The organism is Aeromonas sp. S11(2024) (assembly GCF_041402345.1).
GTDB classification, from domain to species: Bacteria; Pseudomonadota; Gammaproteobacteria; order Enterobacterales; family Aeromonadaceae; genus Aeromonas; species Aeromonas veronii.
Genome location: NZ_JBGLRC010000012.1, coordinates 1 through 26,700 on the forward strand (window position 1 = coordinate 1; position 26,700 = coordinate 26,700).

32 protein-coding genes, 1 tRNA gene and 1 other annotated feature are annotated in these 26,700 nt (G+C 59.4%); of the genes, 19 read left to right on the forward strand and 14 right to left on the reverse strand.

The annotated features are described in order from the left end of the window. The 6 genes from ACB040_RS11650 to ACB040_RS11675 form a co-directional block, all read right to left on the reverse strand. Positions 1-159, reverse strand: a 159-nt coding sequence (locus tag ACB040_RS11650; RefSeq protein WP_371154943.1) for a recombinase family protein, incomplete at its 3' end; no start/stop codon positions are given. A gap of 288 nt (positions 160-447) precedes the next feature. After that, positions 448-1,431: a hypothetical protein gene (locus ACB040_RS11655; RefSeq protein ID WP_338773990.1), complete on the reverse strand. Its 984-nt coding sequence runs from the start codon at positions 1,429-1,431 to the stop codon at positions 448-450. Next, complete coding sequence (locus ACB040_RS11660) at positions 1,428-2,417, reverse strand: lambda-exonuclease family protein (protein WP_338773991.1); 990 nt, start codon at positions 2,415-2,417, stop codon at positions 1,428-1,430. Before ACB040_RS11660 ends, ACB040_RS11655 begins: the two co-directional genes overlap by 4 nt. A 94-nt stretch (positions 2,418-2,511) precedes the next feature. Then, the gene (locus ACB040_RS11665) at positions 2,512-3,462 is read right to left on the reverse strand and encodes a DUF932 domain-containing protein (RefSeq protein ID WP_371154854.1); all 951 of its coding nucleotides are present in this window, start codon (positions 3,460-3,462) and stop codon (positions 2,512-2,514) included. A 236-nt stretch (positions 3,463-3,698) separates the two neighbouring features. Further along, positions 3,699-3,775 (reverse strand) — tRNA-Arg (locus ACB040_RS11670). 50 nt (positions 3,776-3,825) lie between these two features. Beyond that, positions 3,826-4,980 carry a flagellar assembly protein FlgT gene (locus ACB040_RS11675; protein WP_019446850.1) on the reverse strand — a complete coding sequence of 385 codons (1,155 nt, stop codon included), beginning with the start codon at positions 4,978-4,980 and terminating at the stop codon, positions 3,826-3,828. 206 nt (positions 4,981-5,186) lie between these two features. Between ACB040_RS11675 and ACB040_RS11680 the strand changes: the two genes are divergently transcribed. After that, entirely contained in the window at positions 5,187-5,807 is a 621-nt protein-coding gene (locus ACB040_RS11680; protein ID WP_139741875.1) for a FlgO family outer membrane protein, read from the forward strand. A 10-nt stretch (positions 5,808-5,817) separates the two neighbouring features. Beyond that, on the forward strand, positions 5,818-6,243 hold the full coding sequence (locus ACB040_RS11685) for an LPP20 family lipoprotein (RefSeq protein ID WP_005349622.1): 426 nt from the start codon (positions 5,818-5,820) through the stop codon (positions 6,241-6,243). Positions 6,244-6,319: 76 nt separating this feature from the next. On the opposite strand, the gene pheA is transcribed toward ACB040_RS11685, so the two are convergent. Further along, positions 6,320-7,492, reverse strand: a complete 1,173-nt coding sequence (pheA, locus tag ACB040_RS11690) for a prephenate dehydratase (RefSeq protein WP_236381281.1) — start codon at positions 7,490-7,492, stop codon at positions 6,320-6,322. A gap of 38 nt (positions 7,493-7,530) precedes the next feature. Then, positions 7,531-7,652, reverse strand: a sequence feature (Phe leader region). A 170-nt stretch (positions 7,653-7,822) separates the two neighbouring features. Between pheA and ACB040_RS11695 the strand changes: the two genes are divergently transcribed. The 17 genes from ACB040_RS11695 (at position 7,823) to ACB040_RS11775 (ending at position 20,862) form a co-directional block, all read left to right on the forward strand. Further along, entirely contained in the window at positions 7,823-8,434 is a 612-nt protein-coding gene (locus ACB040_RS11695) for an HAD family hydrolase (protein WP_371154858.1), read from the forward strand. 18 nt (positions 8,435-8,452) lie between these two features. Beyond that, positions 8,453-8,731: a DUF6482 family protein gene (locus ACB040_RS11700; RefSeq protein ID WP_005338699.1), complete on the forward strand. Its 279-nt coding sequence runs from the start codon at positions 8,453-8,455 to the stop codon at positions 8,729-8,731. A gap of 79 nt (positions 8,732-8,810) precedes the next feature. After that, positions 8,811-9,647, forward strand: coding sequence for a hypothetical protein (locus ACB040_RS11705; protein ID WP_371154860.1), 837 nt, complete (start codon positions 8,811-8,813; stop codon positions 9,645-9,647). 106 nt (positions 9,648-9,753) lie between these two features. Next, a complete protein-coding gene (locus ACB040_RS11710) occupies positions 9,754-10,326 on the forward strand; it encodes a DUF3157 family protein (RefSeq protein WP_058057847.1) in 573 nt (190 codons plus the stop codon). Positions 10,327-10,515: 189 nt separating this feature from the next. Then, on the forward strand, positions 10,516-11,157 hold the full coding sequence (locus ACB040_RS11715) for an autotransporter (protein WP_371154862.1): 642 nt from the start codon (positions 10,516-10,518) through the stop codon (positions 11,155-11,157). Between the two features lie 180 nt (positions 11,158-11,337). Continuing rightward, positions 11,338-12,285 carry a DUF523 and DUF1722 domain-containing protein gene (locus tag ACB040_RS11720; RefSeq protein WP_005338692.1) on the forward strand — a complete coding sequence of 316 codons (948 nt, stop codon included), beginning with the start codon at positions 11,338-11,340 and terminating at the stop codon, positions 12,283-12,285. Positions 12,286-12,354: 69 nt separating this feature from the next. Continuing rightward, a complete protein-coding gene (locus ACB040_RS11725; RefSeq protein WP_371154865.1) occupies positions 12,355-13,242 on the forward strand; it encodes a MerR family transcriptional regulator in 888 nt (295 codons plus the stop codon). Continuing rightward, positions 13,239-14,660, forward strand: coding sequence for a deoxyribodipyrimidine photo-lyase (gene phrB / locus ACB040_RS11730; RefSeq protein WP_371154867.1), 1,422 nt, complete (start codon positions 13,239-13,241; stop codon positions 14,658-14,660). The genes ACB040_RS11725 and phrB overlap by 4 nt, the downstream gene beginning before the upstream one ends. A 1-nt stretch (position 14,661) precedes the next feature. After that, the gene (locus ACB040_RS11735) at positions 14,662-15,090 is read left to right on the forward strand and encodes a nuclear transport factor 2 family protein (protein WP_139460085.1); all 429 of its coding nucleotides are present in this window, start codon (positions 14,662-14,664) and stop codon (positions 15,088-15,090) included. Further along, the gene (locus ACB040_RS11740; protein WP_371154869.1) at positions 15,087-15,821 is read left to right on the forward strand and encodes an SDR family NAD(P)-dependent oxidoreductase; all 735 of its coding nucleotides are present in this window, start codon (positions 15,087-15,089) and stop codon (positions 15,819-15,821) included. Before ACB040_RS11735 ends, ACB040_RS11740 begins: the two co-directional genes overlap by 4 nt. After that, positions 15,818-17,077 carry an NAD(P)/FAD-dependent oxidoreductase gene (locus ACB040_RS11745; RefSeq protein ID WP_139460083.1) on the forward strand — a complete coding sequence of 420 codons (1,260 nt, stop codon included), beginning with the start codon at positions 15,818-15,820 and terminating at the stop codon, positions 17,075-17,077. Before ACB040_RS11740 ends, ACB040_RS11745 begins: the two co-directional genes overlap by 4 nt. Beyond that, a complete protein-coding gene (locus ACB040_RS11750) occupies positions 17,074-17,856 on the forward strand; it encodes a DUF1365 domain-containing protein (RefSeq protein WP_371154872.1) in 783 nt (260 codons plus the stop codon). Before ACB040_RS11745 ends, ACB040_RS11750 begins: the two co-directional genes overlap by 4 nt. Continuing rightward, positions 17,856-19,112 (forward strand): class I SAM-dependent methyltransferase, encoded by a 1,257-nt coding sequence (locus ACB040_RS11755; protein WP_371154874.1) that lies wholly within the window; start codon positions 17,856-17,858, stop codon positions 19,110-19,112. Before ACB040_RS11750 ends, ACB040_RS11755 begins: the two co-directional genes overlap by 1 nt. A gap of 2 nt (positions 19,113-19,114) precedes the next feature. Beyond that, on the forward strand, positions 19,115-19,591 hold the full coding sequence (locus ACB040_RS11760; protein ID WP_371154876.1) for a DUF2878 domain-containing protein: 477 nt from the start codon (positions 19,115-19,117) through the stop codon (positions 19,589-19,591). Further along, positions 19,588-19,809, forward strand: coding sequence for a TIGR02450 family Trp-rich protein (locus tag ACB040_RS11765; protein ID WP_005338671.1), 222 nt, complete (start codon positions 19,588-19,590; stop codon positions 19,807-19,809). Before ACB040_RS11760 ends, ACB040_RS11765 begins: the two co-directional genes overlap by 4 nt. After that, positions 19,766-20,308, forward strand: coding sequence for a chalcone isomerase family protein (locus ACB040_RS11770; RefSeq protein WP_201904755.1), 543 nt, complete (start codon positions 19,766-19,768; stop codon positions 20,306-20,308). The genes ACB040_RS11765 and ACB040_RS11770 overlap by 44 nt, the downstream gene beginning before the upstream one ends. 14 nt (positions 20,309-20,322) lie before the next feature. Further along, a complete protein-coding gene (locus ACB040_RS11775; protein ID WP_371154879.1) occupies positions 20,323-20,862 on the forward strand; it encodes a DUF3833 domain-containing protein in 540 nt (179 codons plus the stop codon). A gap of 73 nt (positions 20,863-20,935) precedes the next feature. Here ACB040_RS11775 and nqrM read toward each other — a convergent pair whose 3' ends face one another. The 7 genes from nqrM to ACB040_RS11810 are packed head-to-tail and all read right to left on the reverse strand — an operon-like array spanning position 20,936 to position 26,699. Next, positions 20,936-21,160, reverse strand: a complete 225-nt coding sequence (gene nqrM / locus ACB040_RS11780) for a (Na+)-NQR maturation NqrM (protein ID WP_005338668.1) — start codon at positions 21,158-21,160, stop codon at positions 20,936-20,938. A 9-nt stretch (positions 21,161-21,169) separates the two neighbouring features. Beyond that, complete coding sequence (locus ACB040_RS11785; protein ID WP_371154882.1) at positions 21,170-22,207, reverse strand: FAD:protein FMN transferase; 1,038 nt, start codon at positions 22,205-22,207, stop codon at positions 21,170-21,172. A 3-nt stretch (positions 22,208-22,210) separates the two neighbouring features. Then, positions 22,211-23,434 carry an NADH:ubiquinone reductase (Na(+)-transporting) subunit F gene (gene nqrF, locus ACB040_RS11790; protein WP_005338656.1) on the reverse strand — a complete coding sequence of 408 codons (1,224 nt, stop codon included), beginning with the start codon at positions 23,432-23,434 and terminating at the stop codon, positions 22,211-22,213. Between the two features lie 32 nt (positions 23,435-23,466). Continuing rightward, entirely contained in the window at positions 23,467-24,063 is a 597-nt protein-coding gene (gene nqrE, locus ACB040_RS11795; RefSeq protein WP_005338645.1) for an NADH:ubiquinone reductase (Na(+)-transporting) subunit E, read from the reverse strand. A 3-nt stretch (positions 24,064-24,066) separates the two neighbouring features. After that, positions 24,067-24,699, reverse strand: coding sequence for an NADH:ubiquinone reductase (Na(+)-transporting) subunit D (locus ACB040_RS11800; protein ID WP_005338644.1), 633 nt, complete (start codon positions 24,697-24,699; stop codon positions 24,067-24,069). Continuing rightward, positions 24,692-25,480 (reverse strand): Na(+)-translocating NADH-quinone reductase subunit C, encoded by a 789-nt coding sequence (locus tag ACB040_RS11805; protein WP_005349682.1) that lies wholly within the window; start codon positions 25,478-25,480, stop codon positions 24,692-24,694. The genes ACB040_RS11800 and ACB040_RS11805 overlap by 8 nt, the downstream gene beginning before the upstream one ends. Further along, entirely contained in the window at positions 25,470-26,699 is a 1,230-nt protein-coding gene (locus tag ACB040_RS11810) for an NADH:ubiquinone reductase (Na(+)-transporting) subunit B (RefSeq protein WP_069554298.1), read from the reverse strand. Before ACB040_RS11810 ends, ACB040_RS11805 begins: the two co-directional genes overlap by 11 nt. Position 26,700: the final 1 nt, after the last annotated feature.

Consider the following 26,700-nt stretch of genomic DNA (forward strand, 5'->3'; position numbering starts at 1 on the left):
CTCACGCACAAAGTTGAGTAACTGAGCCAATTGGGGGCGGTCGTCCCTTGCCCCACTGACTTTCTCCTGAAAAATCGTGCTGCACTCAGCCAGTGCCTGAAGCTGGGTGTCCAGGCTCTGCCCGACGGTACTCACGCGTGCATAACCCACCAGTGCCATGGTCTCCTCCTGGTCAATAGGGCAGGGTACAATGACGGCACAAGTCAAAAGCCTGAAACCAACCCTATTGACTTGAAAACAGTGCCTTTTTAGTGCGTATTCGTGCATGTCACTAGGGCCTGAGCTATTGACCCGGCGCTAGCAGTTGGATCCAGTAATGAGCCGTTCTGTGATTGCCGTGGATATCGATTTGCGAATGCAATCGGACTGGAGGTCGTGAAATGGGCCCTATAGGGAGGGCCTCATGATTCAGTAGAACCGCTTGCCCATTCCAGAGGACATCAGCAGTTAACCGGGGGAAGGGGATGGGCTCCCTTTCCCCAATTTGTTGGTGAGTGGACTCCTTCTTGGTTGTGGCCTCTGTGTCGTTCTGGTTGCTTGGCTCTGTGGTGCGGCATGCGAGGTTGTCGCTTCCACACCAGCGTTATCATTCGCCGTCTCGTCGCTGTTTGCTTCGGGATAGAACTCCTCCAACAGCATCGGCACCTCTTCATCGATATCTTCAAACTGGCCGTTACGCAGCAATTCACGCGCGGCATGCTCCATCTGGTCGATGGCGAGCCCCGCCTCTTGATCACGCCGGGCGGCCTCTTGTGCTTGCCTGACTGCCTCAGTCAGGTTGGTTTCTTCCCGCAAGGTCAAATCCACGTAGTAGACCGGTGTGCGGTACGACTGGGTGGTGCTCTTGGCTCGCAACCGCAGGGTGAGCGGCAGATAGCGGGTATGGCCCCCGCTCACTGCCTCCAGGTACTTCAGTCGAGCCGCCAGGGTGCGTACCGAGTTGTAGCCGGTGGTGCGGAAGATAAAACTGCCCAGCTCATCCCCTTGCCCCTCCACAAACAGGTTCAGTCGTCCGTACAGCTTGCAGCCCTGTTGCCCGCCAAAGGCGCAGCGCTCGGGTCCAGGGCAGCAGACCTCCTCCATGCCTTGTGCCCCCACGCGTCTTGCCACCTCCCCATTCCCGACACAGAGCGGCCTGCCGGTTTGCCGGTCAAACGCGCTGTATTCCGCCCGCAGATTCAGGTCGCTGTCGTTGAATAACACTCGCACCGGAATGGCGCGGATCTTGGTTTGCTCCTGCCCTTGGCCACTTTTCTGCGATGAGTAGTGTTGATGCAGGGGATGGAGCAACCATTCCCCCTTTTGCTGTATCTGGGTGGTGAGGGTGAAGCTGTCGTCCTTCTCCGGTACCCATTTATCCTGTTTTTGCACCAGCTTGCCGATGCAGATCCGCCCGATCACGGGCGGGGTGATCGCCAGTCCTTTGATCATGGTGTTTGCCTCAAGGGTTGAATGGTGAAACGGCGCACGCCGGGCACCGGTTTGACGTAACGGGTGAGCAGGTCGGGATGATCCTGACCGAGCTTATCCAGATCCGGCGCCAGCCGGTCTTTGCTGCGCTTCCAGGTGATCTTGCCATCGGCAAACAGCCCGGCTGTCGCTTCACCCAAGGTCGCTTGCAGCCGCTGTTTGATTTGTGACTCCTGCAGCTCGACGGCTTCCTTCTGCTGTCGCAAGCGCAGCAGTTCGCCAAACAGCTGGTTGAACTCGGGGGAATCGGAGAGATCCAGCGTCTGGCCATCATCACGTGGAAACAGCCAGCTCAGAGCATTGGCAGCATCACTCGAGCCGTCAGGCTCTGGCTGCTGATCTTGTTGCACCATCTGCCAGAACTGCGCTTCCCGCTCGGTGAGATCTTGGATCTTCTCCTCATCACGCTCGATGCGGTAAATCCGAAAATCCTGGCCACCGATCAGCACAGCCACTTCGGCCCAGGCATGGCCGGTGACGGCCAGTTGATGGAGTACCTGACACTGGTAAGCCACCGGCACCCCTTCCTCCCACTGGGGGGCGCTGTGATAGCTGGCGGTCTTGATCTCCAGAATGCCCGGCCCATCGGGATGGCCGACTACCTCCCGGTCGAGGTTGGCGAGCATGAAGGGTTGCTCGGGATGTTGCAGTACTGCATTGACTCGGCGTACACGAAAGCCGGTGCGTTTGGCGTAGACCTGCGCCAGCACAGGTTCGAGCTCGATGCCCCACAGCACAGCTTCCTTATGGGAGATATCCTCTGGCTCCTTGCGGCCGGTCTTCTCCAGCCACAGGCTGAGCGGGCATTTGTAGGGGGATAGTCCCACTGCCACTGCGGCATCGGAGGAGCCAATGCCAAGTTTGCGGATAGCGAGCCACTGCTCGCGGGTTAATTGGGTAGTGGAGGCCAGCCGTAGGGCTTGGCCATATTTTGCTTTTGCTTTCATGACTAGTCCTTGTTGACGGCATAAATGGCGACGCCCGGTTTGGCTTGCGCCAGTCCGGGTGAGGTCGTTATGCAGTTTGAATAGGGAAGAGGAGTTACTGCAGCAGAGTGAGTGCCTGATTCAGGGCTTGGGATTTGAGTTGGGCGCCCTGACCAAACCAGGCGGAATCAAGCCGGTGATCTTGGCTGCGGGCACGCCGGTGGTGATCCACGTATTCGGTGACCGCATTGACCAGCCCCCAGGCGGTATGACGGGAACTGGCAAGCTCTGAGCCCATACCCGCGCCCTGATAGAGCTCATGCAGCCGTTGTACCGGCTTGGTGAGAATGATGCTCTCCTCATCCAGCGGTTGCGCCAACAGGTCGCTGAAAAAGCGCAGTGCCTCTTCAGGGGCTACGGGCCGTTGTGCCAACGCCTTGGTCTGCGTCTTGAACTCATCCCAATGAGACAGCCCGAGCCCAAGCGACTCTTTGACGGCAGCGGCATCGAACTGAGTGGAGTGGGGCACCTTGATGGCTCCGGTAGCGCCACGCAGTGCCATCTGCAGGGTGTTGTTGCAGACCACTCGCAGCGAGGTGAACTGTGCCGTGGTGCAGAGCGTGCCGTCGCAGCTGGTTGCCAGCAGTAGATAGGACTTTACCAAGTCATTGCCTTTGAGTTTGAGATCCTGGCCGGTCTTAGCCAGTGCCCACAGCTTGCGGCCACCTTTGAGCGAGCCTGCTGTTTCTAGCTTAAAGCCACCGGCTTCCACTAGGTCTTGATAGAAGTGCAGTACCTCTTGAGGCAGTACCACGTTGTAACGCTGAGAGACCACCGACAGGGGGGCAAGGGTATCGGAGCGATAAAGTACCTTGCTGTCGCTGTAGGGGCGGATATGTAGTGCATCGGAGGCGACGTTAAACATCACGTCGCTCTGCTCGATGGTCCAATCCATCCCGGCTGCCTGCAGCCAGATATCGAGAGATTGTTGCGGGGGTAAGACATTGCCAAGGCCATGCCAAGGGGTTTGGCCGGTGTAGGCCATGGTGTCAATCAGGTGAGCCATATCTCCTCCAGGAATAGTGAAATGCAGACATTCAGCCTGCTAACTCATGGGGGTGATATAGGTTTGAAAGTTTATTGAATAGGATGTATTTACCATTCAATTCTCATTTTTTAAGAGTGGCGTTACAGCATGATGGTGTTGTGCAATGAACTGCATTGGAGGGGTACGGAGAGGGGTACGGGGCCAAAAACGACCAAGGGGTTGGCATCATGGCGATGCCAACCCCTTGTTTTATATGGCGCTCCCGACTGGAGTCGAACCAGTGGCCTGTCCCTTAGGAGGGGACCGCTCTATCCTGCTGAGCTACGGGAGCTGTGTGGCGGGCATTATACAAGAAGCAACTCCCTTTTAAACCCTTGATTCTTATTCCAATACTGCCAAATCCCCATTCTGGATGTTAAACGGCGAATATTTGTTCTGGCTGCTGATGATGGCGCCATCGTCGAACACCTGCACCACTTCGAAGAGTCCGTCGGCCGGGTTGCGCATCATGCGCGATTTGCCGTAGGGGTCGATGAAGTCGGCGTTGTGCTGGATGCGGAACTGATCGCCGAGTTTGACGCCGTTGCGCCGCCCCAGATTGATGTAGGGGCCACGTTCGTTCTGGCCTACCACCCGGGCGGTGACCGGGGCGCAGGTAAGCTGGGCCACCAGATCCTGAGCGGCCTGCTGCAACTGGTAGTTGACCTCCTGGCCATAGCTCGATTGCCAGAACTGGCCGCTGCTGCTGCCCACCTGTTCCCGCTTGCCAAAGGTCCAGGTGGCACGTCCTTCGTAGACCTTGCGGTTGACCAGACTGCCGTTGATGCCATCGAACAGGTAGAGCTGCATGCGAAAGTTGCGCACCGGATCCTCATACCAGCTGGTCAGCTGGTTGCCCTGCGGCTCTATGGAGAGATCGTCGATGCTGCCAAGCACCAGATATTGGCTGTCGGTACGCAGGCTGAGCGCCTTGATCTCTTCCAGAGCACTGCGATCCCCCTGTTGCAGATGGAGCGGATCGATGCGCAGGTTTTCATCCAGCCACTGGCGCACCGCGACCCCTTGCGGCGCATTGGCGAGAGTTTCGAATAGCCGGCGCGAGAGGTTTTCCGGCATGTCGTCCATGGCGCCGTAGCTGGCTTGGTCCGGATAGCGCATCCGCAGCCTGACCAGTGTCAAATCCTTGGCGAAGTGCTGGGTCTGGCAGATCTGGCGCTCGGCCTGAATGTCGGCCACTAAGGTGATATACATGCGGCCGTTGCGCACCTCTTCCCGCTTGAGCCGGTACTGGCGAATGTCGCCGCCGGAGCGGATCTGGATCTGCTCGGATCGCAGGCTGCCATTTTCCAGACGCTGGACGCTGGAAACGGCCGCGCCGCTGGCCAGCAGCGCCTGACGCAGGGCGTCGCGGGTCGCCTGCTCGCGGGCATAGACCTCATCGCCCCCCAGAATGGCGGCGCTGCCCTGCGCTTCGATAAGCTCGGCGCGGGCGCTCAGGCTGGCCAGCAGCAGGGTCAACAGCAGCGGTAATTTCATAGCAGATACCTTGAGTTGGCGGGCAGCCGAGCCATTTTGAGGAAATGGCGCCTGCTGGCCGACATGGATCACAACACGTTCCAAGTGGCAGCGCACGTTGGCGCTGACGATGACCATTAAAAAGCAAGAATCATGCCTCATTCCCGGCTCAAGCTTTGTCCGGCGCGTCCGATAATAAGTCAGGTGCAGATACAGGAAAGGTATCCATGAACAAACTCATCACGGCGTTGGCGCTTGCCCTGGCATTGACCGGGTGCGGCTCCGACCCTATCAATCGGGATCAGGGTGACCCCCGCCAGGCGGCGCAGGGGATGGAGCTCAACTGGCTGGTGGCGCGCATGACCGATCAGCTGATGGAGCGCAAATCGCTGACCACCCTGACCGAGCCCATCGCGGTGGCCTCTTTCGTTGATCTCGACACCCTGCAGGATACCAACTGGATGGGGCAGCAGATTGAGGAGAGCTTTATCTACGAGCTCAACCGCCGCGGCGAGGTGGTGGTGGACTTCAAGCTGACCGGTAGCATCAAGGTGACGCCGCAGGGGGACTTCGTGCTGAGCCGCAACTACAAGGAGCTCTCTTCCCGTTTGCCGATCTCCCGCATTCTGGTCGGCACCTTCAGCCGCAATAACAAGGGGATCCTGGTCAACGCCCGCGTTATCGACATGCGCACCAAGATGGTGGAGACCACTGCCCAGAGCCTGATCCCGCAAAAATATCTGTTCGGTGCCAACAATTCGTTTGGTCGGGCATCGATCAATCGCGGTTATCTGATGCGTGACAGTCAGGCCCGGCCGGGCGGTCATCTGGTCAACCTGACCCCGTGAGGAGCGAGTCATGAAGATCCTGTTTGGTTGCCTGTTGGCACTCTTGCTCACCGGTTGCAGCTACAACCGGGTGGTGGATTACACCCAGGGTGGCAAGCCCGATGATTTTCCGGTGCTCAAGGCGGTGGGCTATGCGGTGATCGACATCCAGCCTGGCCCCTCCCAGTCGGAGAAGATGCTGCAAGCCATTCGCGCTTCCAAGATGGATGCTTATCGCGAGCTGGCAGAGCAGCTCAATGGTCAGCAGGTGCGCGGTCAGAGCAGCTACCGCGACTTGACCCAGACCTCCAACTCGCTGGATGTGTCGGTCGCTGGTGTGGTGCGTGGTGCCCGGGTGGTTGCCTCTTATCCGCGCGGCAATACCTATGCCACCGAGATGGAGCTCGATACCCGTGCTCTCTACAACATCAATCAGTTGATGGCGGGTCAGTTCTGAGTTGATTGCCTGACCTGAAAACAGGCATCAAAACAAAAGGCGAGCAGGGTGCTCGCCTTTTGTCGTTGTGGGCTGGTTAGCTCCCCATCAGCACCGGCGGCACTGCGGTGGGTTTCACATCCTCGCTCGGGTAGCAGCCAAGCACCTTGATATAGCGGGTGATCTTGGTCAGCTCCACCAGTGCGGCCTGCATCGCCGAGGTCTGCAGGTTGGCGGAGACATCCAGATAGAACATCTCTTCCCACGGGTTGCCCTGCACCGGACGGGATTCCAGCTTGGTCATGTTGATCTCGTGGCTGCGCAGTACCAGCAGCGCCTCGACCAGCGAACCCGGCTTCTGGGAGGTGGACATGATGAGGGTGGTCTTGGCCGGGATCTGCGGCGCCACGTCGATGGGCTTGCGCGCCACCACGATGAAGCGGCTGTAGTTCTCTTTCTGGTTGGCGAGCTGCTCGGCCAGCACGTCCAAGCCATACAGTTCACCACCGGCGGCGCTGCCGATGGCGGCGGCCTCCGGGCTGGCCAGTTCTTTCACCTTCATCATGGCACTGGAGGAGGAGTCGCAGATCTCGTGACGGGCTCCTTCCAGCTTGCTCAGATAGTGGGAGCACTGCTGAAACACCTGCGGGTGGGCATAGAAGGTCTTGATGCGGCCAAGCTCGGTCGGTACGGCAGTGAGGATGCAGTGCTCAATGGGGTAGGTGAGCTCGCCGACGATGGAGAGGCTGGTGTGCTGCATCACATCATAGACTTCGTTGATGGAGCCCGAGCTGGTGTTCTCGATGGGCAGCACGCCAAAGGCGGCGCGACCCGACTCCACCGCATCCAGTACTTCGCGGAAGTTCTGGCAGTTCACCTCGATCACCTGATCCTTGTAGCGCGCCAGATATTTGCGTGCGGCGAGGCTTGAATAGGAACCGCGCGGCCCAAGATAGGCGACGCTGGTCATCGGCTCCTGCTGCTCCGGGTTGAGCAGGCTCTGCAGATAGGCCTGCTGGGAGAGCACAGAGTCTTCGATGATGGTGTGATAGATGCGAGTGATGTACTGGGCATCTAGCCCCAGCACGCGCCCTTTCTGGATCAGGGCGACCAGCAGCTCCTGCTCCCGCTGGTGGTCACGGATGGGGCGCGGGTTGGCTTGCTTGGCACGGGCGACCTCGATGCTGAGGGTCTTGCGTTTCGCCAGCAGGGCAAGCAGCTCCTGATCCAACCGGGTGATGTCTTGTCTGATCTCGTCGAGCGTTGCCATGATTGTTCCCTATCCAAGTAATCGATTGATATTAATGCAAAAAAAAGCCTCCGCTAGGGGAGGCTTGATTCGTCTTTGCTTTCTGTTCACACGACGACAGGCCTTCCCTCAAGCGGGCCGGATAAACGAGAAAGCAAAGAAGAATGGTGCGTGCATAGGTGTGTCCTTGAAGTAACGTCATAACCATTAAGGGATTTGCCGGTCTGATGCAAGTAAAACTTGCCCGCGGGCGGGGATGGGGGCAGGGTATCCGGTTAAGAAAATGGCGTATGAATGATGTTCTATTGACTCTGTTTTGATGACTGAAACCCAGTGGGGGAGGTAAAGACGATGGCGATTATTTTCGATCTGGGGCGGGTGGTGGTGAGCTGGGATCCGGTAGGCATCGTACGTTCCGTGCGTGGCCCGCAAGGGGCCGAACAGTTGGCCGAGCAGCTCTTTAACCACCCGGACTGGCTGGAGGTGGACAGAGGCACCATGTCGCTCCACACCATGGCCCGGGAAGCGCAAGCGCGCACTGGCCTCTCGACGGCGGAAAATCTGGCCATTTTACAGGCAGTTCCCGCTTCCCTGCTGCCAGATCCCGCTATGCTAACCCTGATAGCCGAGCTGCACGGGGCGGGGCACACCCTGTATGCCCTCTCCAACATGGGTCATGCCAGCATCGACTGGCTGGAGCAGCATCAGGATTTCTGGCGCTTCTTTAGCGGCAAGGTGGTGTCGGCGTGGGTGCGGATGATGAAGCCGGAGCCGGATATCTATCGCTATCTGCTGGTGTCGTTCGATCTGAAACCGGCAGAGTGTCTCTTCATCGATGACAGTCCCGCCAACATTGCGGCCGCCGAGGCCCTCGGTATCAGGGGAATCGTCTTTACCGACGCGGCGAGTTGCCGCCAGCAACTGGGTGAGCTGGGCTGTTTGCCCGCCACCGGCAGGGGGTGATGCCCCTCTAGGAGCACTATGGAGCATGGCCGGTTTCGCAATTGGCTCAGTCATTATCCCGAGGCGACCCTGATCATCGCCTGCAAGGATGGCAGCGGTTATCAGCTTTGTGTTGAGGCAGAAGGGGAGTGCCTCTGCCTGACCGACAGCGAGGGAGGGCGCCTGACTTTCACCTCGCTGGATCAGGCGCAGGGTTTCTTGCGAGCCCATCGGGTTCACCAAGCAAGATTACGAATTTATGACGCCCAAAATGAAGATTTAGCAGCAGAATCACAGGAAATAATCATCAAGTTTTAATTTTAACCAGACTCTTTAAGGGTCTATTCAGTTTGTTTGCCGCACAATACTGCACCTGTTCATCATCCGGAGCTGTTTAATGGGTGCCAATGTAGTTGTACTGAATCAGGGATATGATCACTCTTTTCAAGCCAGGGAACAGCTGCTGATTGAGCGACTGGCAAGTTTTGACGAGCTGGTTGTCTCTTTTTCGGGACGGTTGGAATCCTGCTACAGCATCGAGCTGTGCCGCGCTGCCGGTGTGAAAATCCACGCAATTACCCTCGATAATCCGACTCGCAGTCGCAGCGAAGTGGCCCGAGCCCGCCGTTATTGCCAGCGTTATGGCATCGATCACTGGGTCATCAAGAGTGACGAGATCGTCTTTTGCGATCGCCTGCCAAATATTGAAGGGCTGATCGACCCGGTTCGCCGCATTGGTGAGTATGTGCAGACTCGTCCGGAGTGGACTCATCTGCCGTTGCTGGTTCCGGCAGCGGTGGAGGAGCGTGATGATTATCTTGCCCAGTTCGGGTCTCTGCCTGCCAACTCAATCTGGTTTTTTGCCGAAAACGGATTGATGCGCCGCGATTATCGTTACGGCTTCAACAAGCGTCAGCTCGGTCGTTGGGGCAAGGGGAGCAACGGTTGCCTCAGCAATCGCTTCATCAATCCACGGCAGCTTGAGCAGCGTTATCTGCGAATGGTGGATCAGGCAGAGCAGATGCTGGCCGACATGGGGCTGGACGAGGCACAGGTCTTTTTCCATACCCTGTGCGACTGCTCCACCACCCTGGCCCGGGTGCGTCTGCCCGAACATCAGCGTGCGCAGGCCTTTGATATGCAATCGGATATTTTGTCTGCCCTCAAGGGGAGCAAGTTCGATCTGGTAACCCTGGATATGGCACAAAAAGAGCGACACGATGTCGCCATCTAGCCTGCGGGCAAGCGATGCGGGTACCAGAACGTGAGTGCTGTCATAGGCAAGGGGCGACGGGACTGTTTATACTGTCGCCCTTTCACCCGTTACCGAGCTTCGCCCTATGAAACCCTTCTCCCGTCTGCTGATTGCCCTGTGCCTCTCCCCCGTACTGGCGCAGGCTGCCCCTCTTTCTCAGGTGACGCTGCCCGATGGTCGGCAGGTTCAGCTCAACGACGACTTCACCTGGGAGTATCTGGTGGTCAAACCGGCCGAGTCCGTACAGGGCGTGGCTGCTGATGGGAAGGCTGGGGCCGTGGTGGCCGTCGCTGCTCCGGTGCTGACCGATCAGGCCAAGGCCAATCCGGAACTGCTTGCCCAGATGGCGCGTGACGGTGTGGTGGTCAAGCTGGACAAGATCGAGGGATCTGACCCGCTGGTGCTGACCTTTATGGTGAGCAATACCGGCACCCGCAATGTAGTCGGGGTGCGTGGCATGGTGACCCTGTTCAGTGCTGACGGGGTGCAGTTGAGCCGTCAAGAGGCCCGCTTCTGGGTTGCCGAGAATCGTCTGCCGGAGACTTATCTGCGCAAGGGGCAAGCCCGTCCGTCGCTGGCCCTCGAGATCCCCCGTCCTGCCGGATTGACTGGTCAGCCGCTGGTGCGGGTCGAAATTGACGAGGTGGTCTTCCGCTGATTTGGCGTTGTTCCGGCCCATGCAAACCGCTTGGGCCAGCAACTTGTTACCGCTGACACCCCCTGCAATATCTGCTTACATCTGACATGGTTCTGCAACAGCTTGCAGCTCGGCAAGCCGGGAACCTGATCGCACAATGACTCCATACCAGCTCGCTAGCAACGGGCCCAATCACATGGAGTTATCATCATGAAAAAAACAACTGTCTCTCTTCTGGTTCTGGCCGGGTTTGCCTCTACTTCCGTCATGGCGCAGGATGCCTTCAGCTACGCCAAGGGTTCCGCCACCTGGGCGCACACCAAATCCGACTATCTCAGCGGTACCTTCAGCAATGACAGTAAAGGAACCCGTGATTTTGGCGGTCTGAGCCTGGATCTCTCCAAGAGCTTCGGTTCCAATTTCTATGGTCGCGGCAGCACTGAATACACCTCTCGCAGCAACGGCAACGACAGTATGTCGATCTCCAGCATCGGTGTCGGTGTCTTTACTCCGCTGAGCACGGGTCTGAACCTCTACGGTGAAACCGGTGTGACCGGCTACATGCTGGAGCGTGAACTTGCCAGCGATATCGCTAACAAAGGGTGGGATGCTGTTGCTCGCAAAGATAGCGGCAGCATGTACGGTGAAGTGGGTCTGCGCTACGACATCGGCAATGTCGAGCTCTCCACTGCCTACCGCTACGCCAACATGACCGACGATATGCACGACTTCAAGGTGGGCGGTGCCTACAAGCTCAACCAGAACTGGGCGCTGACTGCCGATTACACCTATCGCAACTGGGATCTGCAAAAAGGTTCCATCTCCAGCCTGGGTGTGAAGTACAGCTTCTAATTTTCCTTCCCGTAGTCCGTAGTGTCTTGATTTTTACCCATGGCGTTCGCCATGGGTTTTTTCTTTTTCCGGTGATCCCTTTTTTCTCCTTGTGTCGTATCAGTCGCAAATAGTTATACAACTTTCATTTTTTTGTATAACTGCTATAACTGAATCAATGCTTATACAAGGAGCGTCATCATGTACAAGATTAAAGTCGGTATCAGTGCCTGCCTGCTGGGACAAGAGGTGCGTTTCGATGGGGGCCACAAGCGCTCCAGCTTCTGCGAACGGGATCTTGGCGCTCACTTTGACTACCACCCCGTCTGTCCCGAGATGGCCATTGGTTTAGGGGCGCCTCGCGCCGCCATCCGGCTGGTCAAGCGCAACGGCGAGATCCGCGCCGAGGCGAGCAACGGTAGCTTCGATGTCACCGAAAAGCTGATTGCCTTTAGCGAGCAGAAAGCGCGCCAGCTCGACTTTATCTCCGGTTATATCCTCTGTGCCAAATCACCCAGCTGTGGCATGGAGCGGGTCAAGGTCTATGGCGCCAACAACGAGGGGAGTGCCAAGGAGGGGATTGGCTTGTTTGCCAAGGCGTTGATGGAGGCCAATCCCCTGTTGCCGGTGGAAGAGGATGGCCGCCTGTGCGACCCCATCCTGCGCGAGAACTTCGTGCTGCGGGTCTTCGCTTACCACGACTGGCAGCAGCTCTGCGCCCGCGGCATTACCGCCTCTGCGCTAATCCGCTTCCACTCCCGTTACAAGTATCTGGTGCTCTCCCATGCCACCACCCACTACCGCATCCTCGGCAAGCTGCTCGGCAATCTGGGCAAGTCCACCAATTTGCAGGAGGTGGCCGACAACTACATCAAGGGATTGATGACCGCGCTGACCCTGCGGGCCAACCGTCGCAGCCACACCAATGTGCTGATGCACCTGCAGGGCTACTTCAAGCGGGTGCTGACCCCGGCCCAGAAGCAGGAGCTTGCCGATACCATCGACAAGTACCGCACCGGCATCTTCCCCTTGCTGGTGCCGCTCACCCTGATCCGTCACTACCTGCGCGAGTACCCCAATCCCTATCTCGCCGAGCAGGTTTATCTCAATCCGCACCCCGATACGCTCAAGTTGCGTTACGGGCTCTGAATCCGTGCTGTTGCCCCGGCGCATGGTTTGCGCCGGGGAGCCTTACCCCTCTGTTTGATGGACGTTGTCATGTCTGATTTACCGCAAGAAGTTGCTCCTCTGGCTGATGAGGGGATCTACCCCATTCGCGAGGTCTCCCGTCTCACCGGCGTTAACGCCGTGACCCTGCGCGCCTGGCAGCGCCGCTACGGTTTGGTACAGCCGGCCCGCACCGAAAAGGGCCACCGCCTCTACAGCGAGCAGGATATCCGCCAAATCGGCGAGATCCTGAGCTGGCTGGAGCGGGGAGTGAGTATCGGGCAGGTGAAGGGGCTCTTGAGCGAACCCCATTCCGCGCCGGTGAGCGATCACTGGCAGCAAACTCTGGAGCAGTTCAGTCAGGCGCTGCTTGCCTTCAACCAGCGCAAGGCGGAGTCCGAGCTTAACGACCTGCTGGCGAGTTACCCGTTCGAGCTGGTGCGCAGCCGGGTACTGCAACCGCTGGTGGAGCGGCTGTTGGGGCTGTGGCGCGAGCGGCCCGATGGCGAGTTGTTGCAACAGGTGTGGCTGGGCTGGCTGCATACCCGCTTCGCCCGCCACCTGATCGAGCAGGAGAAGGGCGTGCCGATCACGCTGGCGAGCTGGGGACAGGTGGGCCCCCTCGATCTGGTCTGGGCCGCCTACGAGCTGATCGGTCAGGGCTATGAGGTGCAACTGCTGGGGGCTGTCGAACCTCGCCATGTCAGCCTGCTGGAAGGACGTGCCGTTACCCCCTGGCTGGTGCTGCTGGGAGCTGGTCTTGGCAAACAGGAGCTGGCCGCCGGATGGCCCGTCGGTACGCGTCTGTTTGGCGAGTTGGGGCGCCTCTACGACGATGAGTGGCTTAAAACCCACGGCTGGCAGGCGAGCCTTGCCGAGCTGATGGTGGACGCACCTGCTGCGGCTGGTGCCAGCGGACGCGGGAGGAAAAAATCATGAAGCTGGTCTGGTTGCGCAACGATCTGCGCCTTGCCGACAACCCGGCGCTACGGCATGCCTGCGCCGGTGATGAGCCGGTGGCCGCGCTCTTTATCATCTCTCCCACCCAGTGGCGGCAGCACAAAATGGCCCCGATTCGTCAGCGCTTTATGTTAGCGCAGGTCGATGTGCTGGGCCGCGAGCTGGCGGCCCTCGGCATCCCGCTCCATCTGCTGCGAGTGGAGACTTTTGCCGAGGCGCCCGCTGCGTTGGCAGACCTATGCCGCGAGCAGGGGGTGACCCAGCTCTATGCCAATCAGGCTATCGAGATCGACGAGCAGCGTCGCGACCACGCTGTCAGCGCCGCGCTGGCAGAACAGGCGGTGAGTTGTCACTGGCTCAACGGCTGTTGCGTATTGCCGCCGGGGCGGGTGCTGACCGGCTCGGGTGAGATGTTCAAGGTCTTCACTCCTTTTAGCCGTGCCTGGCTCAAGGCCCTCGACGAGGAGGGGTTTGTCATTCATCGCGCGCCCACTGCTCGTGGTGAGCCGCTGCCGTGGCAGCCGCTGGCCGAGCGGGACTTCGTCGATGCCGCCCTTGGCGAACTGACGGCAGACCCCCGCTGGCCTGTGGGCGAGGTGGAAGCTCTGCGTCGTTTGAACATTTTTCTGGAGCAGGCGGTGCTCGACTATGGCGAGACCCGGGATTTTCCTGCCATCGCGGGCACCTCTGTGCTTTCCCCCTATCTGGCGGCGGGCATCATCAGTCCTCGTCAGTGTGTGGCGGCGCTTCAGCAGCGGCTTGGCTATCGGCCCCAGTCCAAGGCCCAGCCCGGCTTTGTCTGGCTCAATGAGCTCATTTGGCGTGAGTTCTATCGCCACCTGCTGGTGCTAATCCCGACCCTCTCCATGAATCGTCCCTTCAAACCCGAGACGGCAGCCTTGCCGTGGAGCTGGGACCCGGATGCCTTCGCTGCCTGGTGCGGGGGCCGTACCGGCTACCCCATCGTCGATGCAGCGATGCGCTGCCTCAACGCCACCGGTTGGATGCACAACCGGCTGCGAATGATAGTGGCCAGCTTTCTCACCAAGGATCTCCATATCCACTGGCGGCTCGGGGAGGATTACTTCATGAGTCGGCTGATCGATGGGGATCTGGCGGCCAACAATGGCGGCTGGCAGTGGGCAGCGGGCACCGGCGCCGATGCGGCGCCCTATTTTCGGGTGTTCAACCCCACCACTCAGGGGCAACGATTTGATCCACAAGGGGAGTTTATCCGTACCTGGGTAACTGAACTTGCCGATATTCCCGCCGCTTATGTGCATCAGCCCCACGACTGGCTGCGGCTCAAGGGGCGACAGGATTATCCGGCACCCATGGTGGATCACGCCGTTGCCCGGGTGAGAGCCATCGAGATGTTTCGCTCTCTGGAGAAATAGGATGAACGAGCCGCTGGCCCGCTTTATTGGCCTCTATCAGCAACTGGACAAACAGCAGTTGCACCGCTTGCCCGAGGTCTATGCCGAACAGGTGGTCTTTATCGACCCGGCTCACCGCATTGAGGGGCTGGTGGCCCTTGGCGACTATTTTGCCGCCCTCTATCAGCGCCTCGCCTACTGCCGTTTCGTCATCACCAGTCAGCAGCAACAAGGGCAGCAGGCCTGGCTCGGCTGGACCATGACCTTTTCTCACCCCAGATTGCGTGGTGGTGAGCCGGTGACGGTGGAGGGGGCCACCCGCCTCGAATTCGATGAGGCGGGCAAGGTGTGCCAGCACAGGGACTATTTTGACCTGGGCGCCATGCTCTACGAGCAGTTGCCGCTGCTCGGGCCCGTGGTGCGCACCATCAAGATGAGGCTTGGCGCATGAGCGGCCGGGTGCTTATTACAGGCGCGACTTCCGGCATCGGTCGCCAGTTGGCGCTGGATTACCGGCGGGCAGGCTGGCTGGTGTGGGGCTGTGGCCGCGATGGTGAACGGCTGCAGGCGCTGGGGCTGCACGGCGTCACGCCGCTGCAGTTCGATGCCCGGGATCTGGCCGCAATGAGCGGGGTGGCTGCTACGCTGCCATCTCTCGATCTGCTGATCCTCAACGCAGGCAACTGCGAGTACATGGATGTGGCGGAGGGGTTTGACAGCGAGCTGTTTGCCCGTGTCATCGACACCAATCTGACCGCCACCGGCCATGCTTTGGCCGCCTTCTTGCCGTTGCTCGGGGCTGGGTCACGGCTGGCCATCGTCAGCTCGTCGGTGAGCTGGCTGCCGCTGCCGCGAGCCGAGGCCTATGGCGCCTCCAAGGCGGCCCTCGACTATCTGGCGGATACCTTGCGCCTCGATTTGGCCAGCAAAGGGATCGGAGTAACCCTGATCCGCCCCGGCTTTGTCCAGACGCCGCTCACCGCCAAAAATGATTTTCCCATGCCCTGTCTGGTGACGGTGGAGCAGGCCTCCCGCGCCATCATGGACGGGCTGACCGCTGGTCGTCACCAGATCCACTTTCCCCGCCGTTTCATCTGGTTGCTGCGCCTGCTTGGTGCGCTGCCGGTGGGGCTCTGGCTGCGCCTTGGCCGCGCACTCGTATCGAAAGGAAGCCATTCATGAAGAAAAAGATCGCCATCGTCGGTTCAGGGATCTCGGGGCTTACCGCCGGTTTTCTGCTCCACAAACTCCATGACATCACCCTGTTCGAGGCGGCGCCGACCCTGGGCGGCCATACTGCGACCGTCGATGTGAATCAGGCTGGCCGCAGCTATGCCATCGACACCGGCTTTATCGTCTTCAATGATCGCACCTATCCCAACTTCTTGAAGTTGCTGGCGCGGATCGGCATGGCACGGCAACCGGCCGAGATGAGCTTTTCGGTGAAGAGCCCGGAGGGGCTGGAGTATAACGGCCACAACCTCGATACCCTGTTTGCCCAGCGCAGCAATCTGCTGAGTCCGCGCTTCTACGGCTTTGTCGCCGAGATTTTGCGGTTCAACCGAGAGGCACGGGCCTGGCTGGCAGATGGTCAACATCAGGGGGCTGGCCCCGAGCTGACGCTGGGGGATTTTTTGCTGGCGGGGGAGTTTAGCGACTACTTCGCCCGCCACTACATCTTGCCGATGGGGGCGGCAATCTGGTCATCGACCCTGGCCGATATGCGCGCCTTCCCCCTTGGCTTCTTCCTGCGCTTTTTTGCCAACCACGGCCTGCTGGATGTGGCCAATCGCCCCCAGTGGTACGTGATCCCGGGTGGCTCGCGGGAATATATCGGCCCCCTTACCGCGGGTTGGCAGTCGCAGATCCGCCTCGCCTGTCCGGTGCAGAGCGTGCGGCGGGACGCGGATGGCGTGGTGATCCAGAGCGGTTACGGCGAGGAGCGGTTTGATGAGGTGATCTTCGCCTGCCACAGCGATCAGGCGCTGGCGCTGCTGGCGGATCCCGGCGAGCGGGAGCAGGCCATCCTCGGCGACATGCCCTATCAGGCCAACGATGTCTGGCTCCATACCGATGCTCGCTGCCTGCCCACCCGCCGCAAGGCATGGGCTAGCTGGAACTATCAGCTCGATGGCAACGACGAGGCGCGGCCGCTGGTGAGCTACAACATGAACATCCTGCAGGGGGTGAACTCGCCGGAGCCCTTCTGCGTCAGCCTCAACCCCAAGGGCAAGGTGGATGAGAGCAAGGTACTGCGCCGCTTCGTCTACCACCATCCAGTGTTCAATCAGGCCTCTATTGCCGCCCAGCAGCGGCGAGCGGAGATCTGCGGCCAGCAGCACACCCACTTCTGTGGTGCCTACTGGTACAACGGCTTCCATGAGGATGGGGTGCGCAGCGCGCTGGATGTCGCCAGGCGCTTCGGAGCCGAGCTATGAACGGCGCCACCGTGGCCACCGAACATGAGCGTGCCGACGAACTGGCTGGCGTCACCAGCGCCATCTGGCAGGGCTCGGTGCGCCACCGCCGTTTTGCACCGCGGGCTCACGCCTTCTCCTACAACCTCTTTATGCTGGGACTGGATCTCGACGAACTGCCGCAGCTCGATCAGGGGCGCTGGTTCGGTGTGGAGCGCTCGGGGCTGCTCTCGTTTCACCGCCATGACTATCTCAAGGGGAGTGAGGGAAGCCTCAAGCAGGCGGTGTGGCAGAAGGTGAGCGAGCTGGGTGGCGATGCCGAGCCCGATGGGCGGGTACTGCTGCTCGGCAATGTGCGCTGTCTGGGCTTCTACTTCAGCCCGGTCAACTTCTACTTCTGCTACCGGCAGGGCGAGGCGCGCTATCTGCTGGCAGAGGTGTCGAACACCCCCTGGAACGAGCGTCACTACTACCTGCTCGATCTGGCGGCGCTGGCGCCCCATGACAAGGATTTTCACGTCTCCCCCTTTATGGGGCTGGCGATGCGTTATCACTGGCGGATCAGGCCGCCCGCGCAGGAGACTCTGATCCATATCGAGAGTCATCCCGTATCCGGTGAAGCCAAGCTGTTTGACGCAACCCTGGCGCTCACTCGCGAACCCTTGTCGCGCAAGGGGCTGGTGACCCTGCTGGCCCGCTGGCCCTGGATGACCATGAAGGTGCTGCTCGGGATCTACTGGCAGGCCCTGCGTCTATTTATCAAACGAACCCCGATTTTTACCCATCCGGAGAGCCGCTAATGGAACTTGCTCAATCAACCCTCTCTGCCTCTTTCATCGACAAGGGGGCAAGACAACTGCTGCTCAATCTGCTGGGGCGCCTTGAACATGGCCAGCTGCTGCTACGGGATGGCGGTGAGCGCCACAGCTTTGGCGTCGCGGGCACCGATCTGCATGCCGAACTGGTGGTGCAGGATCCGGCCTTCTATCGTCGCCTGTTGCTGGGGGGCAGCATTGCCGCCGGAGAAACCTGGGTGGAGGGGCTCTGGACCAGCCCGGATCCGGTGGCGCTGGTGCGGCTGCTGGCCCGCAACCTGACCCTGCTCGACTCCCTCGAGCGGCGCCTCGGCTGGCTCAGTTTCCCGTTCAACAAGGTGCGCCACTGGCTCAATCGCAATACTCTGACCGGTTCACGCTCCAACATTGCCGCCCACTACGATCTCGGCAATACCCTCTATCAGGGGTTTCTCGACAGCCATATGCAGTACTCGAGCGCCATCTATCCGAGCGCCGACGCCACTCTGGAAGAGGGGCAGCAGGCCAAGTTGCGCACCATCTGCGAGCGGCTGGAGCTGGGGCCTGACGATCATCTGCTGGAGATCGGCACCGGCTGGGGCGGCCTCGCTGTCTATGCCGCCCGCCACTATGGCTGCCGGGTGACCACCACCACCATCTCCCGGGCCCAGCACGACTATGCCAAGGAGTGGATTGCGCGGGAGGGGCTGGGGGATCGCATCACCTTGCTGCTGGAGGATTACCGCAAGCTGGAGGGGACCTATGACAAGCTGGTCTCCATCGAGATGATCGAGGCGGTGGGTCACGCCTTCCTGCCCGACTATTTCCGCCAGTTGTCGCGGCTGCTCAAGCCCGGTGGCCGCCTGCTGATTCAGGCCATCACCATCGCCGATCAGCGCCACGCCCAGTATCTGCGCGGAGTCGATTTCATCCAGCGCTACATCTTCCCCGGTGGCTGCCTGCCGAGCGTCTCCCAGATGGCGGGGCTGCTGGCGCGGGAGACCGACATGCAGCTGGTGCGGTTGCACGATCATGGTCATCACTATGCGCGCACCCTGGCTCACTGGTGCGAGCGCTTTCTGGCGCTGGCGCCCGAGCTGCCCAAGCTCGGTTACAGCCAGGATTTCATCCGGTTGTGGCACTTCTACTTTGTCTATTGCGAGGGGGGATTCTGGGAGCGCACCATCAGTCTGGTACAGCTGGAGGCCGCCAAGCCGGGGCCTGCTGGCTGGTCGGGTGATGTGCCAGTAAGCGGTCACTGACCATGTGGCAGTGGGCTCACCTGCTGGGGTTTAACCTCTACTGGTTGCTGGCGGTGAAGTGGCAGCAGCCGGGCCCGCTGCTGGCCATGTTGCTGCTGCACTTTCTCTTCTCACCCAGCCGCCTGCGTGACTGGCGGCTGATCCCCATCGCGGTTGCTGGCTGTCTGCTGGATGTCCTGCTCTGGCAGCTCGGCCTGTTCCGGTTCCCGTCCGGTTTTCCCCTCTGGTTGGTGCTGCTCTGGCTCGGTTTTGCCCTGACGCTGGCCCACGGTATGCGCTGGCTGCTGCGCTTGCCTCGCTGGCAGCAGGCGCTGTTTGGCGTATTTGGCGGTGCCTCCTCCTATGTGGCGGGGGCTGCCATGGGGGCAGTAAACTTACCCTGGGGCATCTGGATCAGCACGGCGCTGCTGGCTGTGATCTGGATGTGGTGGTTACCCGTACTCCTGTGGGTAATGGTCAAGCTGGAGGGTGAGTCATGACAAACACCTTTTCGACCGACTCGTTGCTTTTTTCCAAATGGACCAAAGAGAGCCAGCATGAGCTGACTGATCGCTTCTATCTGGTGGTTGCCTGTCAGCGGGATGCGCAGGGGCAACTGGTGCAGGTGGTGATGCAGGATATCAATACCCTGCAGGAACAGGAGATGGACTGGCATGAACTGGAAGACCCCAACCACTGGCATATGGGGTGGAATTAACCCGCTGCTGCTGGCGTTTACGCTCTTGGCTGCAACAGCGGTGCAGGCTTCTGCCGCCCCCTGGCAGCAGCTGCGCCCGGTCGGGCAGGGGGAGATGAACTGGCTCTGGTTCAAGCTCTACGATGCCACCCTCTACAGTGCGAGCGGGCGCTATCAGCCCGGTCACTATCCGCAGGCCCTGACCCTCACCTATGCCAGATCCATCGAGCGGGAAGACCTGCTGAGCGCTACTGCCGCCGAGTGGCAGCGGCTCGGTCTTGGTTCCGACGCCGAGCGTCAGCGCTGGCTCGGCCAGCTCGCTGCACTCTGGCCCGATGTGCAGGCAGGTGACAAGCTCACCTTCTATGTCGATAAGGGCGGGGCAGGCCACTTCTGGTGGCAGGAAAAACCCCTCGGGACTCTGGCCGATCCGCAATTCTCGGCCGCTTTTCTCGCCATCTGGCTGGCTGACAACAGCCGCGATCCCGCTCTTACCCGCCGCCTGCGTGGCCAACCCTGAACATGGAGTCTCTGATGTCTTTCTATCGTGCATACCGCTGGTTGCTGTTGCTCCCCTTTTTGCTGCTGAGTGGCTGTGGTGCCAGTCTCGATGACTATCGGGGGCAGGGGCCAAATTGGGATCTCGCCCGTTTCTTCAACGGCAAACTGGTGGCTCACGGCCTGGTGACCGACCGCAGCGGCGAAGTGACCAGTCGCTTTCGGGTCGAGATGGTGGGTCGTTGGAAGGACGGCAAGGGCGAGCTGTTCGAGCAGTTCTACTTTGATGATGGCCGCCAGCAGACCCGTACCTGGTATCTGAGCAAGGGCGATGATGGTCATTGGCGAGGTACTGCTTCCGATGTGGTGGGAGAGGCGGTGGGTAAAAGCGAAGGGTTCGCCCTCAACTGGCGTTATCAGCTTGATCTGGCGCTGCCGGATGGCGAGGTAGTGCGGGTGAGCTTCGATGACTGGATGTACCTGCTGGACGAAGAGCGTCTGATCAATCGTGCCGAGATCAGCAAGTTCGGTATCCATCTTGGCGAGGTGATCCTCTATATCGAACGTCAGCCCTGACCGTTAACGCAAGATAACGACCAGTAAAAAGCGCGCCGATGGCGCGCTTTTGTTTACCGAAAAACCAGAGTCATCAGATGATGCGGTTCTCTTCCAGCATCTTGCGACGGGCCTCTTCCTTGGCCATCTTCTTCTTGCGGTTGTCACAGGGTTCCGGGCAATCGCACTCTTTCTCGATGCCGACACTACCCAGACCGCCACAGGAGCCGGAGATGGTCTTCTTCTGGAAGATGTAACCGATAGCCATGGCGGCTATCACCAGCATGAATACCCCGAAGGTGATCAGAAAAATCTGCATCTCTACCTCTTACTTCTTGACCAGATAGGGCTTGAAGGCATCGGAGTAAGCCTCTTCAAAGCCATTGTCCGTCTTGGTGATCACGAAGATCGCCAGGCCGCGCTCGTTGGCATAGGCCAGGCTTTTCTCGGTCCCCATCACCATAAACACGGTGGCCAACCCGTCTGCAGTCATGCAGGAGGGGTGGATCACGGTGACCGACACCAGACGGTGCTGGATCGGCTTGCCGCTGCGCGGATCTATGGTGTGGGAGAAGCGCTGACCATCCAGTTCATAGTAGTTGCGGTAATCGCCGGAGGTGGCCACCCCGTTGTCACCGGGCACGATCACCTCTTGCACCGTGCCGGTGCCTGCGGTGGGCTTCTCGATGGCCACGCGCCAGGGGTGACCCTTGCCGTTGATGCCATTGATCCGCAGCTCGCCGCCAATCTCCACCAGATAGTTACGCGCACCCAGTGACTCCAGATACTCGGCTACCTTGTCCACACCAAAGCCTTTGGCGATGGCAGAGAGATCGACGTAAAGATCCGGAATGTCTTTTTGCAGGGTATCGGCATCCACCGAGGTGATGACGTGCAGGTTGCCCAGACCGGTCTTCTGGCGAGTCTGGGTGATCAGCTCGTCGGAGGGGACCTTGGTCGGCTTCTTGTCCGGGCCAAAGCCCCACAGATTGACCAAGGGGCCAACGGTGACGTCCAGCGCCCCCTGGCTCTCACGGCCAATGTGAATGGCCTCTGTGACGACCCGTGCGGTATCGCGGGAGACCACTACCGGTTTGTTGTCACGGCTCTGGTTGAAGCGCGACAGCTCGGAATCGGGGCGATAGGTCGACATCTGATCGTTGACCCGCTCCAGCAACACATCCACCTCAGCTTGAAGCTTGGCCGGATCGCTGATGGCGCTGTCCGCCACCTTGATGGAGTAATAAGTGCCCATGGTGCTGCCGGTGATGTGGATCTCCGGTTTGGATTGGACCGTCTCCTGACCGCACCCAGTCAAGAAAAAGGCTAGCCCGAAGGCTAGCCAGGTCTTTACAACACTGTGCATGGATTAACCACCAAAGTCATCCAACAGGATGTTTTCGTCTTCAACGCCCAAGTCTTTGAGCATGTTGATGACGGCAGCGTTCATCACCGGAGGTCCACACATGTAGAACTCGCAATCTTCCGGTGCTTCGTGGTTCTTGAGATAGTTCTCGTAGAGCACGTTGTGGATGAAGCCGGTGTAGCCGTCCCAGTTGTCTTCCGGTTGCGGATCAGACAGGGCGACGTTCCAGGTGAAGTTCTCGTTCTCGGCGGCGAGCATGTCAAAGTCTTCGACATAGAACATTTCGCGCTTGGAACGGGCACCGTACCAGAAGCTCATCTTGCGCTTGGACTTCAGGCGACGCAGCTGGTCGAAGATATGGGAACGCATCGGCGCCATACCTGCACCACCACCGATGAATACCATTTCGGCATCGGTGTCTTTGGCGAAGAACTCACCGAACGGACCGGAGATAGTCACCTTGTCGCCAGCCTTCAGGCTGAAGATGTAGGAGGACATCTGTCCCGGAGGGGCAGTCCAGTTGCTGGGCGGCGGGGTCGCGATACGCACGTTCAGCATGATGATGCCGAACTCTTCCGGATAGTTGGCCATGGAGTAGGCACGGATGATCGGCTCATCGACCTTGGACTCCAGCTCAAAAATCTTGAAGCGATCCCAGTCACCGCGATACTCCTCGGGAATATCGAAGTTCTTGTAGTGCACGTGGTGAGCCGGGGCTTCAATCTGGATATAACCACCGGCGCGGAACGGCACGCTCTCGCCATCGGGGATCTGCAGCTTGAGCTCCTTGATGAAGGTGGCCTTGTTATCGTTGGAGATAACAGTACATTCCCACTTCTTCACCCCGAAGATCTCTTCCGGCAGTTCGATATCCATGTCGGAGCGAACGGTAACCTGACAGGCCAGACGCTCGCCATGACGGGCTTCGCCCTTGCTGATGTGATCCAGTTCGGTCGGCAGAATGTCGCCGCCACCGGATTTCACCCGTACCTTGCACTGGCCGCAGGAGCCACCGCCGCCACAGGCGGAGGAGACGAAGATACCGCTGCCAGCCAGCACGCCGAGCAGCTTGCCACCGGCCGGGCTGGTCACAGCCTTGGCCGGGTCACCATTGATGCTGATTGTCACGTCGCCCGCGGTCACCAGCTTGGACTTGGCGAACAGAATGACTGCCACCAGTGCCAGCAGGATCACGGTAAACATGACCACACCCAAAATAATTTCCATCTATCGTTCCTTTCTGATTGCAGGAAAGCCGATTACAGGGAGATACCAGAGAAGGACATGAAGCCCAGCGCCATCAGACCGGCGGTGATGAAGGTGATGCCCAGACCGCGCAGGCCTTCCGGAACATCGGAGTACTTCATCTTCTCGCGGATACCTGCCAGCGCAACGATCGCCAGCATCCAGCCTGCCCCTGAACCCACACCGTAGACCACAGACTCCATGAAGTTGTAGTCACGCTGCACCATGAAAGAGACGCCACCGAAGATGGCGCAGTTCACGGTGATGAGCGGCAGGAAGATACCCAGCGCGTTGTAGAGTGCCGGGAAGTACTTGTCCAGCGCCATCTCCAGGATCTGTACCAGTGCTGCAATCACACCGATGAAGGTGATGAAGCTCAGGAAGCTCAGATCCAGACCGGATACCAGAGCGCCATCTTTAAGCACGTAGTTGTAGATCAGGTTGTTGGCAGGAACCGCGATGGTCTGCACCACAATAACGGCAATACCCAGACCCATGGAGGTCTTTACCTTCTTGGACACCGCCAGGAAGGTACACATCCCCAGGAAGAAGGAGAGTGCCAGGTTTTCGATGAAGATCGATTTAATCAACAGACTCAGATAGTGTTCCATACCTTAATCCTTCGCCTCCACCTGCTTGGGATCCTTGGTGCGCACGCCCCAAATGATCAGACCAATGATGAAGAATGCACTCGGCGGCAGCAGCAGCAGGCCGTTGGGCACATACCAGCCACCATTGTTCACCAGCGGCAGCAGCTCGATGCCGAACCAGGTGCCGGAGCCCAGCAGTTCACGCACGGTCGCGACGCTCAGCAGAATGGCGCCATAGCCCAGACCGTTGCCGATACCATCCAGGAAGGAGGGCAGCGGTGCACTCTTCATGGCGTATGCTTCAGCGCGGCCCATTACGATACAGTTGGTGATGATCAGACCCACGAAGACCGACAGTTGCTTGGAGATGTCATAGGCGTACGCCTTGAGCACCTGGTCAACCACGATAACCAGTGAGGCGATGATCGCCATCTGTACGATAATCCGGACGCTGTTCGGGATCTGGTTGCGGATCAGGGAGATGAACAGGTTTGAGAAGGCGGTGACCGCCATGACCGCGAGGGTCATTACAAACGCAGTTTTCATCTGGCTGGTAACCGCCAGTGCAGAACAGACGCCCAGCACCTGCAAGGCGATGGGGTTGTTGCCCAGCACAGGCGTCAACAGCAACTTCTTCATTTCGCTCTTGTCAGCCATTGTTGATTTCTCCTGCACGAACCTTGGCCAGGAAAGGACCGAAGCCCTTGGGACCCATCCAGAAGTCGAAGGTATGCTGTACGCCGTTACCGGTCAGGGTGGCACCGGAGAGACCATCGATCTCGTGCTCGGAGCCCGCCGGAGCATGGCCCTTGATGACGCGCAGCGCCGGCATGCCATTCTGGTCGAACAGTTTCTTGTCCTTGAACAGCGCCTGCCAGGCCGGGTTTTCGATCTCGCCACCCAGACCCGGTGTTTCACCGTGGTCATAGTAGGTGATGCCCTTGATGGTCTGGCCATCAGCGGCAACGGCGACGAAGGCATACATGGTCGACCACAGACCCTGACCGTAGATGGGCAGGATGATACTGTCGATCTTGCCTTCGGCATCCTTGGCGAAGAATACCGGGATCTGCTTGGAGATCTGACGCAGGCTGGCCTTGTCGTCAGCGGCGGCAAGACGGATGCTGCGGGCCGGATCTTTGGCTGCCAGCTTGGTGTCGAAGTTGTCGGCATCGCCGTCAACAAAGTCACCGGTTGCCAGATCCACCAGACGCGCTTCGATCTTCTCGCCGTACAGTTTGGCCAGGTCGCGTTTGGCCACTTCGCTCACATCCACACCGGCTACGGCGAGAATGTTGCTCTGCTTGTCCAGCGCCTTGTTTTCCTGCTGGGTAGAACGCAGGCCCACGGCGGCAACGGATACCACGATGGAACAGGCCAGACACAGGCCGGTGACCACGCTGACGGTGCCGAGGGTTGAATCTTTATTAAACGCCACGAGCAATCCTCCGCTTGATGTTTGCCTGAGCGACGAAGTGGTCAAACAGGGGAGCAAACAGGTTCGCAAACAGAATGGCCAGCATCATGCCTTCCGGGAACGCAGGGTTAACCACGCGAACCAGCACGACCATTACGCCGATCAGGGCGCCATACCACCACTTGCCTTTGTTGGTAAAGGCTGCGGAGACAGGGTCGGTCGCCATGAAGGCCATACCGAAGGCGAAGCCACCCAGTACCAGATGCCAGTGCCACGGCATGTTGAACATGGGGTTGGTATCGGAACCGATGACGTTGAACAGCAGGGAGGTGGCGATCATACCGATCATCACGCCGGCGATGATGCGCCAGGAGGCGATGCGCATGTAGACGATCATGGCCGCACCCAGCAGGATCATCAGGGTAGAGACTTCACCGATGGAACCCGGCAGGTTACCCAGGAAAGCGTCCATCCAGCTGATAGCCTGGCCGGTTGCACCGTTGATCAGTGCCATCTGGCCGCCTTGGGCCCACTGGCTCAGGGCAGTCGCGCCGGAGAAGCCGTCAACGGCAACCCACACGGCGTCACCGGAAATCTGGCCCGGGTAGGCGAAGAACAGGAACGCACGACCAGCCAGCGCCGGGTTCAGGAAGTTCTTGCCGGTACCACCGAACACCTCTTTGGCCATCACCACACCGAAGGTGATACCCAGCGCAGCTTGCCACAGGGGCAGCTCGGGCGGCACGATCAGGGCAAACAGAATGGAGGTCACGAAGAAGCCTTCGTTGATCTCGTGTTTGCGCACCATGGCGAACAGCACTTCCCAGAAACCACCGACAAAGAAGACGGTCATGTAGATCGGGAAGAAGTGGGTGGCGCCAATCAGCATCTTGCTGCCGATACCGGCTACAGCCGGATCGAGGGAGGCGCCCAGCATGGTAGCCAGGGCATATTGCCAGCTGCTGGCACCAGCAGCCGAGCCCATGTGGGCAATGGCGGCAATCGCCTGGTTACCAACGTTGTACATGCCCCAGAACATGGCCGGGAACACGGCCAGCCACACCATGATCATCATGCGCTTCAGATCGAGCGCATCACGAACGTGGGAGGCGTTGCGGGTAACGCTACCCGGGGTGTAGAACAGGGTGTACGCCGCTTCGAACAGGGCATAGTACTTGGCGTACTTTCCACCCGGTTCGAAGTGGTGTTCCATATTTTCAAGAAGTTGCTTGAAACTCATC

What these genes read in the sequence shown, in the direction of transcription:
- ACB040_RS11655 (WP_338773990.1), bottom strand. Translation starts at nt 1,431, where the DNA reads ATGATCAAAGGACTGGCGATCACCCCGCCCGTGATCGGGCGGATCTGC.
- ACB040_RS11660 (WP_338773991.1), bottom strand. Translation starts at nt 2,417, where the DNA reads ATGAAAGCAAAAGCAAAATATGGCCAAGCCCTACGGCTGGCCTCCACT.
- ACB040_RS11665 (WP_371154854.1), bottom strand. Translation starts at nt 3,462, where the DNA reads ATGGCTCACCTGATTGACACCATGGCCTACACCGGCCAAACCCCTTGG.
- ACB040_RS11675 (WP_019446850.1), bottom strand. Translation starts at nt 4,980, where the DNA reads ATGAAATTACCGCTGCTGTTGACCCTGCTGCTGGCCAGCCTGAGCGCC.
- ACB040_RS11680 (WP_139741875.1), top strand. Translation starts at nt 5,187, where the DNA reads ATGAACAAACTCATCACGGCGTTGGCGCTTGCCCTGGCATTGACCGGG.
- ACB040_RS11685 (WP_005349622.1), top strand. Translation starts at nt 5,818, where the DNA reads ATGAAGATCCTGTTTGGTTGCCTGTTGGCACTCTTGCTCACCGGTTGC.
- pheA (WP_236381281.1), bottom strand. Translation starts at nt 7,492, where the DNA reads ATGGCAACGCTCGACGAGATCAGACAAGACATCACCCGGTTGGATCAG.
- ACB040_RS11695 (WP_371154858.1), top strand. Translation starts at nt 7,823, where the DNA reads ATGGCGATTATTTTCGATCTGGGGCGGGTGGTGGTGAGCTGGGATCCG.
- ACB040_RS11700 (WP_005338699.1), top strand. Translation starts at nt 8,453, where the DNA reads ATGGAGCATGGCCGGTTTCGCAATTGGCTCAGTCATTATCCCGAGGCG.
- ACB040_RS11705 (WP_371154860.1), top strand. Translation starts at nt 8,811, where the DNA reads ATGGGTGCCAATGTAGTTGTACTGAATCAGGGATATGATCACTCTTTT.
- ACB040_RS11710 (WP_058057847.1), top strand. Translation starts at nt 9,754, where the DNA reads ATGAAACCCTTCTCCCGTCTGCTGATTGCCCTGTGCCTCTCCCCCGTA.
- ACB040_RS11715 (WP_371154862.1), top strand. Translation starts at nt 10,516, where the DNA reads ATGAAAAAAACAACTGTCTCTCTTCTGGTTCTGGCCGGGTTTGCCTCT.
- ACB040_RS11720 (WP_005338692.1), top strand. Translation starts at nt 11,338, where the DNA reads ATGTACAAGATTAAAGTCGGTATCAGTGCCTGCCTGCTGGGACAAGAG.
- ACB040_RS11725 (WP_371154865.1), top strand. Translation starts at nt 12,355, where the DNA reads ATGTCTGATTTACCGCAAGAAGTTGCTCCTCTGGCTGATGAGGGGATC.
- phrB (WP_371154867.1), top strand. Translation starts at nt 13,239, where the DNA reads ATGAAGCTGGTCTGGTTGCGCAACGATCTGCGCCTTGCCGACAACCCG.
- ACB040_RS11735 (WP_139460085.1), top strand. Translation starts at nt 14,662, where the DNA reads ATGAACGAGCCGCTGGCCCGCTTTATTGGCCTCTATCAGCAACTGGAC.
- ACB040_RS11740 (WP_371154869.1), top strand. Translation starts at nt 15,087, where the DNA reads ATGAGCGGCCGGGTGCTTATTACAGGCGCGACTTCCGGCATCGGTCGC.
- ACB040_RS11745 (WP_139460083.1), top strand. Translation starts at nt 15,818, where the DNA reads ATGAAGAAAAAGATCGCCATCGTCGGTTCAGGGATCTCGGGGCTTACC.
- ACB040_RS11750 (WP_371154872.1), top strand. Translation starts at nt 17,074, where the DNA reads ATGAACGGCGCCACCGTGGCCACCGAACATGAGCGTGCCGACGAACTG.
- ACB040_RS11755 (WP_371154874.1), top strand. Translation starts at nt 17,856, where the DNA reads ATGGAACTTGCTCAATCAACCCTCTCTGCCTCTTTCATCGACAAGGGG.
- ACB040_RS11760 (WP_371154876.1), top strand. Translation starts at nt 19,115, where the DNA reads ATGTGGCAGTGGGCTCACCTGCTGGGGTTTAACCTCTACTGGTTGCTG.
- ACB040_RS11765 (WP_005338671.1), top strand. Translation starts at nt 19,588, where the DNA reads ATGACAAACACCTTTTCGACCGACTCGTTGCTTTTTTCCAAATGGACC.
- ACB040_RS11770 (WP_201904755.1), top strand. Translation starts at nt 19,766, where the DNA reads ATGAACTGGAAGACCCCAACCACTGGCATATGGGGTGGAATTAACCCG.
- ACB040_RS11775 (WP_371154879.1), top strand. Translation starts at nt 20,323, where the DNA reads ATGTCTTTCTATCGTGCATACCGCTGGTTGCTGTTGCTCCCCTTTTTG.
- nqrM (WP_005338668.1), bottom strand. Translation starts at nt 21,160, where the DNA reads ATGCAGATTTTTCTGATCACCTTCGGGGTATTCATGCTGGTGATAGCC.
- ACB040_RS11785 (WP_371154882.1), bottom strand. Translation starts at nt 22,207, where the DNA reads ATGCACAGTGTTGTAAAGACCTGGCTAGCCTTCGGGCTAGCCTTTTTC.
- nqrF (WP_005338656.1), bottom strand. Translation starts at nt 23,434, where the DNA reads ATGGAAATTATTTTGGGTGTGGTCATGTTTACCGTGATCCTGCTGGCA.
- nqrE (WP_005338645.1), bottom strand. Translation starts at nt 24,063, where the DNA reads ATGGAACACTATCTGAGTCTGTTGATTAAATCGATCTTCATCGAAAAC.
- ACB040_RS11800 (WP_005338644.1), bottom strand. Translation starts at nt 24,699, where the DNA reads ATGGCTGACAAGAGCGAAATGAAGAAGTTGCTGTTGACGCCTGTGCTG.
- ACB040_RS11810 (WP_069554298.1), bottom strand. Translation starts at nt 26,699, where the DNA reads ATGAGTTTCAAGCAACTTCTTGAAAATATGGAACACCACTTCGAACCG.